Below are 15,180 nucleotides of genomic sequence, written 5' to 3' on the forward strand. Positions count from 1 at the left end.
ATTTCCTCCTAGAATGTTGTAAATAAATTGTTAAGTATAGAGGAAGGAAATAGGCTCTTCAGTATCATCCTGAGAATATTCTTTTCTACGAAAATATATAACAATTCTTTTCAGAATATAGCTTCCATTTAAACAACTTTTCTTTCGGTAAAAAGCCAATGGGTGAATAATTTCTGTTCTTGCTTGATTAGATAAGGAGCCAAGAAAAGAATATTCCACACTCCAAGCCCATAAGAATTTTAAAGTAATTCCTAAATAAATACTGACGTAAAGAGCGTTTAGGGCATTGATATCTGAAATATCTATAAGCAATTGAAACAAAAATTATCACCTCACTTAATTGTCAATGATATGAGTATATAGTAGATAGGGTAAAGAATCAATTTTATAATTGCGATTATACCATATTTTGAAGACATTACTAATTGGACTAATAAGTTCTTAAAAAAAACACTGATTCAGAAGTGAATCAGTGTTCAATCGGTGCCTTCCAGTGTACTGTAATCAATTTATAAGCGAACTCGACTTTTTCCTCAGTAGGTGGTTCGACAGAGTTTAGTTGATATTCAAGTCCAAGAGCTTCCCACTTATATACACCGAGCTTGTGATACGGCAGGATTTCAATCTTTTGGACATTTTTAAGCGTTCCGATAAATTCACCGAGTTTTTCCAGATCTTCAGGATCATCCGTAACCGTAGGGACAAGCACATGGCGTACCCAAACCGGAACTTGATGGTCTGATAAAAATGTTGCAAATTCAAGAATATGATCATTGGCCATGCCAGTTAACTGGATATGTTTTTTTCGGTTAATATGCTTCAAATCGAGAAGGATTAAGTCAGTATACTGTAAGAGTTCTTCAAGCTGTTCAATAAAAAGCTTAGAATGGGAGAAACAGCCACCAGAAGAATCGATGGTAGTATGAATCCCTTTCTTTTTGCATTCCTTAAACAATTCTATTAAGAAAGGAATTTGCAACAGTGGTTCTCCACCGCTTACTGTAATACCGCCACCTGACGATTGAATGAAGGGGAGGTAAGACATTAGATCATCCATGATATCGGAAACAGCCATTTCTTTGCCGCTGCCGATTTCCCAAGTATCAGCATTATGGCAAAACTGGCACCTTAATAGACAGCCTTGTGTAAAAATTACATATCGGATCCCTGGTCCGTCGACTGTCCCTAATGTTTCGATTGAATGAATATTTCCGTTCAAGGTGATGATCCCCCTTTAATTTAATAGGAGCCCGATAAAAAGGGCTCCTGGTATTGATCTAGTTCTCTGAATCCAGCGTCCAGCGGCGCATCCGCTTTATAATGATTCGTGGAAAGTACGATTAATAACGTCTAATTGCTGTTCTTTTGTTAATTTAATAAAGTTTACTGCATAACCAGATACACGGATTGTTAATTGTGGATAAAGCTCTGGGTGTTCCATTGCATCAATTAATGTTTCTCTATTAAAGACGTTAACATTTAAGTGATGACCTGATTTGATAGCATATCCATCTAGGATGGATACTAGGTTGCGCACTTGGCTTTCTTCTTCTTTACCTAAAGCTTTAGGCACGATTGAGAAGGTATTTGAAATTCCATCCATTGCATAGTTGTAAGGAAGTTTTGCAACAGAAGAAAGGGAAGCTAATGTTCCTTTTGTGTCACGTCCATGCATTGGGTTAGCACCTGGTGCAAATGGTTCTCCCATACGACGGCCATCAGGTGTGTTACCAGTTTTCTTACCATATACCACATTTGATGTAATCGTCAAGATTGAAAGTGTATGAACTGAGTCACGGTAAGTCTGGTGCTTGCGAAGCTTTTTCATAAAGGTTTTAAGAACTTCAACAGCAATCGCATCAACACGGTCATCGTTGTTTCCGTATTTAGGGAAGTCTCCATTCGTTTCAAAATCAACCGCAAGACCATTTTCATCACGGATTACCTTAACTTCACCATATTTAATGGCACTAAGTGAATCTGCAACAACGGAAAGACCAGCAATACCAGTTGCCATCGTACGAAGGATTTTGGTGTCATGCAACGCCATTTCAATTCTTTCATAGCTGTACTTATCATGCATATAGTGAATTACATTTAACGTGTTAATATAAAGACCAGCAAGCCATTCCATCATAAGATCAAATTTTTGCATGACTTCTTCATAATTTAATACTTCAGAAGTAATTGGCTGATATTGTGGTCCAACTTGGATTTTTAATTTTTCATCAACGCCGCCGTTAATGGAGTAAAGAAGTGCTTTTGCTAGGTTTGCACGAGCACCGAAGAATTGCATTTGCTTACCAATTTCCATAGCGGATACACAGCAGGCAATTCCATAGTCATCGCCATATTCTGGACGCATAATATCATCGTTTTCATATTGAATGGAGCTAGTTTTGATTGACATTTTTGCACAATACTTTTTAAAGTTCTCAGGTAACTGCGGTGACCATAAAACCGTTAAGTTTGGTTCTGGTGCGGCACCTAAATTATCTAAGGTATGAAGGAAACGGAAGGCGTTCTTCGTTACAAGAGAACGACCATCATTTGCCATACCGCCAATTGACTCAGTTACCCATGTAGGGTCACCGCTGAATAATTCATTATAATCTGGTGTCCGTGCAAATTTAACGAGACGAAGTTTCATAATAAAATGGTCAACAATTTCTTGTACAGCTTCTTCAGTTAATGTACCGTTTTGTATGTCTCTTTCTACGTAAATATCTAAGAACGTTGATACACGACCAAGGCTCATCGCAGCACCATTTTGTTCCTTGATTGCTGCTAAGTAACCAAAATACACAAACTGGAATGCTTCAGCAGCATTTTTAGCAGGCTGGCTGATATCAAATCCATAGCTGTTTGCCATTTCCTTCAGTTCTTTTAATGCACGAATTTGTTCAGCGAGTTCCTCGCGAAGACGCATGTTATCTTCAGTCATTACTTTGCTTGTGTTCTTTTGATCCTTGTGCTTTTCTTGGATTAAGAAATCAACACCATAAAGGGCAACCCTACGGTAATCACCGATAATACGACCGCGGCCATATGCATCAGGAAGTCCAGTAATAATTGCTGCTTTACGTGCAAGCATCATTTCATCGGTATAGACATCGAAGACACCTTGGTTGTGAGTTTTACGGAACTCAGTAAAGATTTTTTCAATTTCAGGATTTAATTCGTAACCATAAGCCTCACAAGCTGCTTTCGCCATGCGAATGCCGCCAAATGGCTGCATAGAACGATTAAAAGGTTTATCAGTTTGTACACCAACTATTTTTTCAAGATCTTCATTAAGATATCCAGGACCATGAGAAGTAATAGTAGAAACGGTTTCTGTGTCCATATCCAATACTCCGCCATTTTCACGCTCTTGCTTTGTTAATTCCATTACTTGATCCCAAAGTTTAGTGGTTGCTTCAGTTGGACCTGCTAAGAAAGAGTCATCTCCTTCAAAAGGAGTAAAGTTTTTTAGGATAAAATCGCGAACGTTAACTTCTTTTGACCATGCACCTTTGGTAAATCCATTCCATTGTTCCATCATATTTCACCTCATATTTTTTATAAAATCTATATAACAGTTTTTGTATTTACAATATGAATAGAGTATAACAGATATATTGTGAAAAAAGGTACGCATATTAGTAACTAATTGTTAAGGTTTTGTGAAGTCTGATTTAAAGGGATATTTTTCATTATTCTAGGCAGATTCTTTCTGACATTTAGATTAAAAAATAAAAACTGTACTATAATTATTAAGGACAACAGACAAACTGTTATATAAAAAAATCCAATAATAACAAGGTGTCAATGGTATTAATTATTAAAACAGAACTACAATTGGAATAAAAAAAGCAGGAGAAAGATCTCCTGCGTTAATCTACCACAATATAGGCAATCATTGGGCCATTTTGTGACCGGTCTGAATGAACCTCACAAATCAATCGATAGGTTCCCTCTTTTTCAAACTGGAGCGGAACAATGGTTTCTTCTCCTTTTTTCACTATCCCTTTTATTTTTGTTCCTTCTATATAAAAAGGATGCTCTTCACCGTTAATCCCATTAATAAATAACCTTACTTTTTCGTCTTTTTCTAAGAAAACTGTACCAGGATCCCAGCGGTAAGCCTCCATTTCTTTTCCGTTTTTCATTTTTGTACTGAATTCCGCAGTGACCATATGAATTTCACGGATATTTGCTTTTCCTTGCTGATTAAAGACAGTTGTATCTCCAGCTTTTAACATGAACCATGCCGATAGCGAAACAAGTACAACACCAATAGCTGCAAAAAATAGTAGTGTTTCCTTTTTAAATACTACAAATTTCATTTGGTACCCCCTCGTATATTTGTCCTACCTTATTCATATGCCTATTAGGTGAGTAAACTTGTCTATTTTTTATTATTTTTGTACTCTTTTTGATAAATAAATCTCTTTACTCTTGGTCCTCTATCGATGGTTGAACATTTAATAAAATGTCTACAATGAGTATTAATACCCAGCAATGTGAGGAAATATTTCTTTGTTTTTCCTATAGAAAAGTTTATAGTAAAATCAGGAATTAAAAGAACACTTGCGGAGACTAGGTTGAATTAGCTGAAAAATTAGGTGGTTAGCTTGTTGGGGATTCGAAAAGAAAAGATTTTAAAAATCGCTAAATTTATTTTCCCGTTGTTACTGTTAATCTTTGCAATTATTGAAATAAAAAAATTTACCCAAAACTTAAATATGCAGTTACTGAAGGATGAACTAAATCAGCTTAATATCGGGCTTCTTCTATTAATAATAGCAATCACCTTTGTCGCTGTTTTACCAATGTTGCTATATGATGTGATATTAGTCAGGATATTAAAATTGAAAGTCCCAATTCGGGATCTTTTGGAACAATCATTCATTGCAAATTCCTTTTCAAATTTAATCGGTTTCGGTGGATTAATAGGGGGAATGTTAAGGACGTACTTCTTTCATAAGCTCGAACAGGACAAGCGAAGGCTTTTGGGGGTTATTGCTTCTGTATCCTTATTTTATTTAACAGGGGTATCAGTTTTATCATGGATCGTTATAATAAAACATCGAAATTTTCCACTGTTTGTTGATACAAGATGGCTCTATTTTGCAGTTCTAGGGGTCGGTTTATACTTACCGCTGTTTATAATCATCCATATGATTAAGTCAAATAAGGGCAGTCAGTCACTATTAAGTACAAATATTACTTTGAAGCTTATCTTGGTTTCAATTATCGAATGGCTCGCGGTATTTTTTGCAATTTTGATCTTATGCAGGATTTTAGGGATTTCAATTACTGCAGACAGTCTATTTCCTGTTTATATTGTAGCTGCTTGTGCAGGCATCATTAGTATGATTCCAGGAGGGCTAGGGTCCTTTGATTTAGTGTTTATTTGGGGGATGCAAGAGTTATTTATTCCCGAAGAAAAAGTGCTTGTTTTGCTTTTATTTTATCGGATTGGGTATTATTTTTTACCATTCCTTTTAAGCCTTGTATTCTTTGTTAAGCTTTATTGGGAAAAATGGAACCAAACCTGGAATGATCTCCCTAAAGCTGTTGTCCAAGGATTTAGTCATGTCTTGTTAACGATGCTTGTTTTTTTATCAGGTTTAATCTTGCTTTTATCTGCAAGTATCCCTGGAATTATGTCCAGACTAAAGGTAGCCCAGGAGCTTTTATCGTTTCCAATCATTAACGTATCACACCAATTATCTGTGGCTGCAGGGTTTTTGTTACTAGGATTATCTCGAGGAATTGAATATAGTGTGAAGAGAGCGTATGAGTTGACAATGTTCGCTCTAATTCTAGCGGCACTATTCTCTATTTTTAAAGGGATTGATTATGAGGAAGCGATATTTTTAATTATCGTCGCCCTTTTACTGAGGATGTCAAAAGGTCAATTTTATCGTGAGAGTTATGTACTGACATGGGGAAAAACGATCTTTGATATTACGATTATTCTAATGATTACTGCAATGTATCTCTTAATAGGGTATGCAAACCTGCCGATCTCAAAAATAGAAATCCCTTCCAAGCTTTTGCCTTATGTAATTGTCGATTATCGGGATTTATTTACAAGTGCTGTTATAGGACTTGTCATTGCTTTATTAATACTTATGTTTGGCTATTTAATAAGCTTGCCTAAAAAGTGGTCATTGGAGAGGTCCAATGGTCGAGATAAAGAAATTATTGCTCATTTAACCAAGTATCAAGGAAAGGTACTTTCCCATTTAATTTTTTTACATGACAAATTAATCTTTTGGAACAGTAAAAAGAATGTTTTATTATCCTATCAACAATATGCAGACAAGTTAGTTATTCTCGGCGACCCGATTGGGGAAAAAAACGAATTATCTAATGCAATTGAGGAATTTCAGGAAATAGCCGATTTACATGGTTTTACTCCTGTTTTTTATCAGGTAAGTGACGATATGCTTCCGTATCTCCACGGCCATGGCTTTGCTTTTTTTAAATTGGGTGAAGAGGCTTTTGTTGATTTGAAGAATTTTTCCCTTTCAGGAAACAAAATGAAGGGCTTACGGACATTAAGAAATAAATTTGCTCGAGCAAACTATTCTTTTGAAGTAGTTGGCCCTCCATTTTCACCAGGGCTGGTGGAAGAACTTAGAGAAATATCTAATGAGTGGCTTCTAGGGCGAACTGAGAAGGGTTTTTCTTTGGGGTTTTTTGATGAAAAATATTTAAATAAGGCGCCGATTGCCATTTTAAAAGATGAAAATATGCAAACACTTGGCTTTATGAGCATTATGTATGTTTACGATGACTATCAGACGATATCTGTTGATTTAATGAGATTTAGACCCGAAGTATCATCAGGTACTGTTGATTATCTCTTCCTCTGTTTATTTGATTGGGCAAAGGAACAAGGGTACGGCCGCTTTAATATGGGGATGGCCCCACTTGCGAATGTAGGATTATCAAGGTTTTCTTTTCTAGGCGAGAAAATTGCTGCGCAAATTTTCCTGCACGGACACTTTATTTATCATTTCCAAGGTCTGAGAAAATTCAAGCAGAAATATACAAACATTTGGGAGCCTAAATACTTGGCTTATCGTAGAAAATCGTCATTACCATTAATAATGGCTCAAATAACTTTATTGATATCAAAAAAAAGAAATTAGAACTATTACCGGCGGGAGATACCTGCCGGATTTTCTTTTTCCTATAATTGAACTTTAATTTATAATTTCTATTTTGAAACTATTATTTTGCAAAACTATCTGGTAATATTAATTAGGAAATAATGTAAAAGTTGGGTGTTATCTATTGAAAAAGTTTATATCGTTAATTATTTTTATCCTACTTATTTGTTCTAACCATTTAAACACCTTTGCGGCAATAAATGGTCCGATAGAACTGAAAAGTAAGGGGGCTGTTCTGTTAGATTCAGATACAGGTGCTATTCTCTTTGCGAAAAATGCCAATCAAAGAATGTACCCTGCAAGTCTAACGAAAATAGCAACTGCAATCTATGCAATTGAAAAGGGAAACTTGGACAGTATCGTAACTGTTAGTGGTAATGCAGTTAGACAAGATGGAACAAGGGTATATTTAGATGAAGGGGAAAAGATCCCTTTAAAGAAATTGATCCAAGGCATGCTAATTAATTCCGGAAATGATGCAGCTGTAGCAATTGCGGAACATTTAGATGGAAGTGTCGAACAGTTTGCTGTTCATTTGAATGCGTATTTAAAATCAACGATTGGCGTCAAGAACACCCATTTTATCAATCCCAACGGTTTGTTTGATAAAAACCACTATACGACAGCAATGGATTTAGCAATAATAACTAATTATGCAATTAAGAATCCCATTTTTGCCGACATCTTTGGAACAAAAGTCCTCAAATGGGAGGGGCAATCTTGGAAAACGAATATCCTAACCCACCACCGCATGCTTAAAGGAGAGTTAGCTTATCCAGGAATAACTGGTGGCAAAACAGGGTATACAAGTGAGGCAAAACAAACTCTGGCTACTACAGCTAGAAATGCCAAATTAGGGTTGACAGCAGTCGTTTTAAATTCTGAACAACAAAGAGAGAAATATGATGATACAGCCCGTTTGTTTGATTATGGTTTTAAGAACTTTCAGCATTCAATATTAAAGCAAGGTGAGATTTTTAAAAAGGATAATAAAGAATTTTGTCCTGAAATGGATACCTTAGTAACAGAGGCTATTAATGGAGCTACTAAAGAGGTAAATAGTGAGGGAAAACTATCGATAAAAAATAATAACGGACAAGTTGTCCAGTTAGTACCATTAAAATATAAAGAGCCAATTCCGGAGAAAGTTAGAATAAAAAGCGATAAAATTAGTGTTAAGAAACAACAGGTTTCCCATTTTAATGCGATATATGGGATCATTATCATCGCATTTGCGGGAATTTTTATAGGTGTAAGGAAGAAATTCATAAAAAAATACTAATCTTATCATAAAAGCCATGGAAGGGATGAAACCTTTTCATGGCTATTTTTGTGTTACATTGGTAGCAAGTAACATTAAGGATGAGATAATAATCATCGATATGACAAGGAGCCAGGCTAATTTCATGTTCCCAGATTCCATTGCAATATAAATTGCGGTGGGAGCAGTTTGTGTTTTTCCGGGAATATTGCCGGCGAACATGAAGGTTGCTCCGAATTCACCTAGTGCTCTTGCAAAACTAAGGATAAGGCCCGTAATAATTGATCTTGTAGATAATGGCAGGGTTACAAGTAAAAATACATTCAGTTCGTTTGCACCATCAACTCTTGCTGCTTCTTCTATTCCCTTATCAACAGATTGAAAACCAATCTTTACCGTTTGGTACATTAAGGGAAAAGCAACAATGGTTGAGGCAATCACTGCCGCAAAAGGTGTAAACATAATGGAACTATCAAATAGTTTATTTATTATTGATCCAACTGGACTATTCCCACCAAAAAAGAATATCAGTAAAAATCCAATCACTGTAGGAGGCAATACAATAGGAAGCAAAAGAAAAATTTCAATGAGCATTTTTCCCCTAAAGAGTCCTTTTGATAGTAATCTAGCAAATAAGATTCCAAACACAAACACTAAGGTAACAGAAATAGACGCAACCTTTAGCGATAAAATAATGGGGGACCAGAATTCACTTTGCATCAAAAAGATCAATCCAATACTTTAAAACCATATTTTTTAAATATCGCTCGTGCCGTAGGAGTTTGTAAATAATCATAAAATAGAGAGACCTCTTTCTTCTTTTCAGATGACTTGATTATACCTGCAGAATAAATGATTCGATCATGAGATTGTTCCGCAGCGACTGCCACAACCTTTACTTTTTCAGATACCTTTAAATCTGTCAGATAGACTATTCCAGCATCGACACTTTTCGTCTCTACATAGGTAAGAACCTGCCGAACATCTTTTGTTTGAATTATTTTTGATTGTAATCCGTCCCAAATATCGAGATTCTGCAAAGTTTGTTTTGCATACATTCCAGCTGGTACAGTTTCTGGAGTTCCGATAGCAATTTTATTTATTCCACTTTTTTTCAAATCTTGAAAACTATTTAAAGGTGCTGGATTCATTTTATTTGTAATTAATACGATTTGATTACTTAATAAATCTTTTTGTTTCTGTTCAGCAATTAAGCCCTTTTTTGATAAATCATCAAATTGATCTTTAGAAGCAGAGATAAATATATCTGCAGGAGCCCCTTGGATGATTTGTTGCTTTAATGCACCCGATCCCCCAAGATTGTACAATAGGGTAATTTGTTTATTTGTTTTTTCAAACTGAGACTTAATTTCATTTAATGCATCGCCAAGGCTTACAGCGGCCGAAATGGTAATTTCACTTTTCTTAGTCTGATCAGTATCCTTTTCAGAAAGACTAGTTGAACATGCGGGAAGAAACACCATAGTGATTATAAAAAACCAGATTAAACATTTTTTTTTCATACAATACGTCCTTTCAAAGCTCACTCATAAATCATTATATCAAATAGAATTAATCATTAAAGATGAGAAATAAAAAAAGACTAAAGTGAATCCTTTAGTCTTTGAAAAATAACCTGATGATTATTGTAGTCTACTTTCGACTTGTTGACATACTTCGTCAGCAGACAGGCCGCTTGCGTCAATAACTGAGCCCTTTGTATAGGTATCCTGCATTCCCATTACGTTTGAATCTAGTCCTGTAACCACACAGCAATCGCAATTCTGAGCATCCGACTCTTGCTTTAATTCGATCACATCATGTCCTTTTTCACGTAAAGCCTGTTGAACTTGTGCAAGAGATTGTTCCACACCAATTTTTGCCATACAAAACACCTCCTCCTCTAAATTATCTTGCCTAACTTTACCGTAATTATTCGGAATAAGTAGCTATAATCATCCAAAAACTAATAGGGGAGGTGTACAAAAATGGGAAAACGTAAAAAGGATCCATCGACAATCGGGTTGGCTTCCCCGCAAGTAGAAGGTCAGGGAACAACTACAACCGAAACAGGTTCACGGACTGAACCATCATCAAGAAGAAAACAGAAAAAAAGCTAAAAAAACAGGCACCCACATTACAGACCGTGGGTGCCGTCTAATTATTTATTGGTACATCTGTGCAACTTGCTTCTGAATATCATCATTTTCAAGGTATTCATCATAGCTCATTTGCTTATCTACTAAGCCTTTTGGCGTTAGTTCGAAAATTCGATTGGCGATTGTTTGGATAAATTGATGGTCATGGGACGCAAAAAGCAACGAGCCCTTAAAGTTAATTAGACCATTATTAAGAGCCGTAATCGATTCTAAGTCTAGATGGTTAGTTGGTTCATCAAGAAGGAGGACATTCGCACCATTTAACATCATTTTAGAAAGCATACAGCGAACTTTTTCTCCCCCGGAAAGAACACTTGCTTTTTTCAGGACTTCTTCACCAGAGAAAAGCATTCTACCTAAAAATCCTCTTAAAAAGCTTTCGCTGTCATCTTTAGGTGAGAACTGACGAAGCCAATCGACAAGGTTTAATTCACTGTTCTCAAAATACTCGGAGTTATCCTTAGGGAAATAAGCCTGTGAAGTGGTAATACCCCATTTAAAGGTACCACTATCAGCTTCCATTTCACCCATTAGAATTTTAAACAGCACTGTCTTAGCTGCCTCATTTGTTCCGACAAGAGCGATTTTATCACCCTTATTGACGATAAAGCTAATGTTATCAAGAACTTTTACACCATCAATAGTTTTTGTTAAACCTTCGACTCGTAACAAATCATTCCCGATTTCACGATCTGGTGTAAATCCAACAAAAGGATACCGGCGAGATGAAGGTCTAATGTCATCAAGCGTAATCTTATCAAGTAGCTTCTTGCGAGAAGTAGCCTGTTTTGATTTCGAGGCATTGGCACTAAAGCGTGCAATAAAGGCTTGTAATTCCTTGATTTTTTCTTCCTTCTTTTTATTAGCATCCGAAGTTAATCTTGAAGCTAACTGGCTTGATTCATACCAAAAATCATAGTTACCAACATAGACTTGAATTTTCCCGAAATCTAAATCGGCAATATGTGTACAAACCTTATTTAGGAAGTGACGGTCATGGGATACAACAATGACAGTATTTTCAAAGTTAATTAAGAAATCCTCGAGCCATTGAATTGCTTTGATATCTAAGTGGTTTGTAGGCTCATCGAGAAGTAAAACGTCTGGTCTGCCGAATAAAGCTTGTGCAAGCAGCACTTTTACTTTTTCTGACCCCGTGATCTCTGACATTTTCTTATAATGAAGATCTTCACCTATGCCTAGGCCTTTTAGAAGAATAGCAGCTTCTGGTTCCGCTTCCCAACCATTCAATTCAGCAAATTCACCCTCAAGCTCGGCGGCTTTCATACCATCTTCATCTGTGAAGTTTTCCTTCATATAGATTGCATCTTTTTCCTGCATCACTTGATAAAGTCTGGTATGTCCCATAATAACTGTCTTTAATACTTCGTACTCTTCATATTCAAAATGGTTCTGTTTTAACACAGCCATCCGTTCGTTAGGTCCGAGCTGAACAGTTCCTGTTTGTGCTTCAATTTCACCAGATAGAATTTTTAAAAAGGTTGATTTTCCGGCACCATTTGCACCAATTAGTCCGTAGCAGTTACCAGGATTAAATTTAATGTTTACATCTTCGAATAATTTCCGGTCTCCATATCTTAAACCTACGTTACTTACAGTAATCATATTTAAAACATCCTCCAAGAACAAAATATCTACTGATTATACCATTAAAATAGTAGAAGAGCGAATTCTTTCAGATGAAGTTCTTTTTAAAAGAAAAATTTTCTAAAAAAATTTCTCCGATTTCACACTTTATTCATATTTTTGATGTAGAATTGGGATATGAAGCAAGTAAAAGAAGGTGTGAGAAATATGGCGAAGAATCAACTGACTGAACTCGTTAACAAGTTAAAAAAGGCCGGTATAAAAGCGAGTTTAACAAAACCAAAGTCTAATTACCTTTTGTCTTTACAGCAAATAAAAAAATACCCTTCATCCGTGAATTAAAGAAAAAAGTAATAAAAGGCGATTAATCCCAAGAGGACTAATCGCTTTTTTGTTTAGTCTAATTTATCCATCACTGTGTCATAAACTTCTTTTTTATTAAAGTCTTTTCCCATTGGAAACTTGTCGATAAATTTATTGTTTTCATCAACCAGGAAGGTAAAGGTTGAATGGATGAATTGACCATTGCCAGGATCTTTAAATTGAAATTGCATCGCATCCGCAACCTTTTTCATTTCTTGGCGGTCCCTTTTTATGTTTTGCTTGTCTCCTGTTAAGAATAACCATTGTTTGTTATTCTCTATCTCAAACCCCTGCATATAACTAGTTAATATCTCGGGAGTATCTCGATATGGATCGATGGTAATTGTTAAAAATTCAATATCCTTACCAAAAACGCCAATCTTTTCAAAATCTCTTTTCAAGTCAATCATTTTTTCGGTGGTTGTTGGACAAATATCAGGACAATGAGTGTAAATGAATTCAACAAGTTTTAATTTGGTATGATCCTTACCAAAATTATATGAATCACCGTTTTGGTCTATCAAGGTAACTTCTGCAGGTATTTTCGCATTTGCATCGCGAATGAGAAAGAAAGAAATTCCTGCTGCAATCCCAATAAACACAGTAAGACTGCATATTAAATAGATCTTTTTCATATGTATCCCTCCTACCATTAAGATAAAGAAGTTATTCGAAAAAAGATATGGATATTTTGTGAACAAAAGTTAGTGCAAATTTAAAGTGATTCCTTTATACTGTAGTATTATTGATTATATTTTTTAAAAATTTAGAATATTGCCGATTGTACTTTTTTATTCCAGAGAAAAGGAGGGGGATTTAGTGAAAAAAGTGCTGACATTTTCTAGTCAAATATTGATATTAATTGTGATTTATCAGATTGGAAATCAAATTGCACGAATTCTTCATTTGCAAATACCAGGAAATGTTATAGGTATACTACTCCTTTTAGTTTTACTCTGGACAGGTGTAATAAAAGTCGAACAAATAGACGTAGCGTCCACATGGTTATTAAAACATTTAAGCTTTTTTTTCATTCCTATTGCCGTAGGATTAATGACATTGGGGCCAATCTTCATACATAAGGGCGTCATTATCTTATTTGTCCTTGTAACAAGTACTTTTATTGGACTTTTATCGGCAGGTAAAGCCACCCAATCAGTGATTATGAAAAAAGAAAAGGTGAAAGTGAATTATCATGATCACAGTTTATAGTATTTTCCTAACAATTGCTGTCTATAAACTATCTCGTGGGTTTGGCCAAAAGTATTCCTCCCCTTTAACGAGCCCAGTATTCTTAAGTACATTCATCATTATTATCCTGCTAGTAGGATCACATATTACTTATCGTGAATATATTCCTGCTAAAAAAATTATGACTTACCTGCTCGGTCCAGCAACAGTAGCCTTAGCAGTGCCAATCTATAAAAATCGGAATTTGATTGCAAAGTATAGGGTTGCTGCTTGTGTTGGACTTTTAATTGGGTCATTTACAACGATTACCACTGCCCTAGTTATTGCTAAATGCTTCTATTTCTCTAAAATGCTACTTCTTTCGTTAACGATAAAGTCAGTTACGGTCCCAGTTGCAACAGAAATTGGGAAAATAATTAAAGCTAATGTATCACTCATCGTTGCTTTTGTTATTCTTACTGGAATGATTGGAGCTATGTTTGGTCCAAAGCTTCTGACTATGTTTAAAATTCATCATCCTTTTGCTCGAGGCTTATCAATCGGGACGATAGCACATGGAATTGGCACCGCTGAAGCAGTCAAGGAGGGAGAAATCCAGGGAGCTGTTGCTGGAGCAGCAATGGGAATTGCCGCCTTATTAATTTCGTTTATCGTACCATATCTAATTCCTTATTTCATATAGAAAAACTAAAGCCTTCCATTTAATAGGAAGGCTTTAGTTTTTTCAAAATCCAAATAGAAAAAATCTCTACTTTTCTTTTTTATTATCAAGGTACATTTCTGCAAGTAGCTTCTTGACTTCATTATAACTTAAGCCAGATTGGCTATTTAACCTCTTAACTTCTTCGATATCCGTTCCAACTATTGTGTAATGGTTTTTATTTGTAAACATTATTTTTCCCCTCCTATGGATTTTATGGAAATGAAAAGCCACTTTTTTGTACATACTAATAAAAAAGGAGGCGGTTCCCATTTTTTACGGTAAAAGAGCAAAAGAAGAAGAAATTGAAACAATCTTGGTTGATACTGAAATCTATTCTTGTATAGATGAAGCGTGTATAGGTTGGATGAGGAAAGATTTTGTTGCAGATGACTTACTCTGCCCAATGTGTGGCAATGAAATGCTACAGGAAATGAGAGAACTTCCGCAAATTTAAGAATTTATATATTTGTAAAGACTGTCATAGATAAATGACAGTCTCAGACTGTCGACAAATCCGAAAAACTTGGGTTTGCCGGCAGTCTTTTTTATGTCTTTGTTAATTTGTTTGTTGATTTGCGCTCCAGGCGCTTCGCTTTCCGCGGGCGTAGCGGGGAGCCTCCTCGGCGCTTAAGCACCTGCGGGGTCTCCCCTGCTTCGTACTCCCGCAGGAGCCTTCTCGACGTCCGCTCCAATCAACAAGTTATAAGATCAATAATCATCATTACA

The 15,180-nt window shown here is 35.8% G+C and carries 16 protein-coding genes; 6 read left to right on the forward strand and 10 right to left on the reverse strand.

Annotation, left to right across the window (positions count from 1 at the left end; genetic code table 11):
* Nucleotides 1–30: 30 nt before the first annotated feature.
* The 4 genes from J7E77_RS04255 to J7E77_RS04270 form a co-directional block, all read right to left on the reverse strand.
* Nucleotides 31–321, reverse strand: coding sequence for a hypothetical protein (locus tag J7E77_RS04255; RefSeq protein WP_088088624.1), 291 nt, complete (start codon nt 319–321; stop codon nt 31–33).
* 148 nt (nt 322–469) lie between these two features.
* The gene (gene pflA, locus J7E77_RS04260; RefSeq protein ID WP_214712601.1) at nt 470–1,219 is read right to left on the reverse strand and encodes a pyruvate formate-lyase-activating protein; all 750 of its coding nucleotides are present in this window, start codon (nt 1,217–1,219) and stop codon (nt 470–472) included.
* A 96-nt stretch (nt 1,220–1,315) separates the two neighbouring features.
* Nucleotides 1,316–3,541 carry a formate C-acetyltransferase gene (gene pflB / locus J7E77_RS04265; protein WP_214712641.1) on the reverse strand — a complete coding sequence of 742 codons (2,226 nt, stop codon included), beginning with the start codon at nt 3,539–3,541 and terminating at the stop codon, nt 1,316–1,318.
* A gap of 334 nt (nt 3,542–3,875) precedes the next feature.
* Nucleotides 3,876–4,328: a cupredoxin domain-containing protein gene (locus tag J7E77_RS04270; protein WP_214712603.1), complete on the reverse strand. Its 453-nt coding sequence runs from the start codon at nt 4,326–4,328 to the stop codon at nt 3,876–3,878.
* Between the two features lie 291 nt (nt 4,329–4,619).
* Here J7E77_RS04270 and mprF point away from each other — a divergent pair, with 291 nt between their 5' ends.
* Nucleotides 4,620–7,148: a bifunctional lysylphosphatidylglycerol flippase/synthetase MprF gene (mprF, locus tag J7E77_RS04275; protein ID WP_251026905.1), complete on the forward strand. Its 2,529-nt coding sequence runs from the start codon at nt 4,620–4,622 to the stop codon at nt 7,146–7,148.
* 145 nt (nt 7,149–7,293) lie between these two features.
* Entirely contained in the window at nt 7,294–8,451 is a 1,158-nt protein-coding gene (locus J7E77_RS04280; protein ID WP_214712606.1) for a D-alanyl-D-alanine carboxypeptidase family protein, read from the forward strand.
* A 42-nt stretch (nt 8,452–8,493) separates the two neighbouring features.
* On the opposite strand, the gene modB is transcribed toward J7E77_RS04280, so the two are convergent.
* The 3 genes from modB to J7E77_RS04295 form a co-directional block, all read right to left on the reverse strand.
* Nucleotides 8,494–9,150, reverse strand: coding sequence for a molybdate ABC transporter permease subunit (gene modB / locus J7E77_RS04285; RefSeq protein ID WP_214712644.1), 657 nt, complete (start codon nt 9,148–9,150; stop codon nt 8,494–8,496).
* Between the two features lie 8 nt (nt 9,151–9,158).
* On the reverse strand, nt 9,159–9,953 hold the full coding sequence (gene modA, locus J7E77_RS04290) for a molybdate ABC transporter substrate-binding protein (RefSeq protein ID WP_214712608.1): 795 nt from the start codon (nt 9,951–9,953) through the stop codon (nt 9,159–9,161).
* Nucleotides 9,954–10,073: 120 nt separating this feature from the next.
* Complete coding sequence (locus tag J7E77_RS04295) at nt 10,074–10,316, reverse strand: YkuS family protein (RefSeq protein ID WP_214712610.1); 243 nt, start codon at nt 10,314–10,316, stop codon at nt 10,074–10,076.
* Between the two features lie 102 nt (nt 10,317–10,418).
* On the opposite strand from J7E77_RS04295, the gene J7E77_RS04300 reads away from it, so the two are divergent.
* A complete protein-coding gene (locus J7E77_RS04300) occupies nt 10,419–10,550 on the forward strand; it encodes a YuzL family protein (RefSeq protein ID WP_168244763.1) in 132 nt (43 codons plus the stop codon).
* A gap of 45 nt (nt 10,551–10,595) precedes the next feature.
* Here the strand turns inward: J7E77_RS04300 and J7E77_RS04305 are convergent, their stop codons facing one another.
* Both J7E77_RS04305 and J7E77_RS04310 read right to left on the reverse strand, forming a co-directional pair.
* Entirely contained in the window at nt 10,596–12,215 is a 1,620-nt protein-coding gene (locus tag J7E77_RS04305; RefSeq protein ID WP_214712617.1) for an ABC-F family ATP-binding cassette domain-containing protein, read from the reverse strand.
* A 377-nt stretch (nt 12,216–12,592) separates the two neighbouring features.
* Nucleotides 12,593–13,195: an SCO family protein gene (locus J7E77_RS04310; protein WP_214712618.1), complete on the reverse strand. Its 603-nt coding sequence runs from the start codon at nt 13,193–13,195 to the stop codon at nt 12,593–12,595.
* Nucleotides 13,196–13,379: 184 nt separating this feature from the next.
* Between J7E77_RS04310 and J7E77_RS04315 the strand changes: the two genes are divergently transcribed.
* Both J7E77_RS04315 and J7E77_RS04320 read left to right on the forward strand, forming a co-directional pair.
* Entirely contained in the window at nt 13,380–13,772 is a 393-nt protein-coding gene (locus J7E77_RS04315; protein WP_214712619.1) for a CidA/LrgA family protein, read from the forward strand.
* Nucleotides 13,756–14,433, forward strand: a complete 678-nt coding sequence (locus J7E77_RS04320) for an LrgB family protein (RefSeq protein ID WP_214712620.1) — start codon at nt 13,756–13,758, stop codon at nt 14,431–14,433. The genes J7E77_RS04315 and J7E77_RS04320 overlap by 17 nt, the downstream gene beginning before the upstream one ends.
* 66 nt (nt 14,434–14,499) lie before the next feature.
* On the opposite strand, the gene J7E77_RS04325 is transcribed toward J7E77_RS04320, so the two are convergent.
* Nucleotides 14,500–14,643, reverse strand: coding sequence for a hypothetical protein (locus J7E77_RS04325; protein WP_214712622.1), 144 nt, complete (start codon nt 14,641–14,643; stop codon nt 14,500–14,502).
* Between the two features lie 46 nt (nt 14,644–14,689).
* On the opposite strand from J7E77_RS04325, the gene J7E77_RS04330 reads away from it, so the two are divergent.
* Nucleotides 14,690–14,908, forward strand: coding sequence for a cold-inducible protein YdjO-related protein (locus J7E77_RS04330; protein WP_207629681.1), 219 nt, complete (start codon nt 14,690–14,692; stop codon nt 14,906–14,908).
* Nucleotides 14,909–15,180: the final 272 nt, after the last annotated feature.

The organism is Bacillus sp. ISL-77 (genome assembly GCF_018613105.1).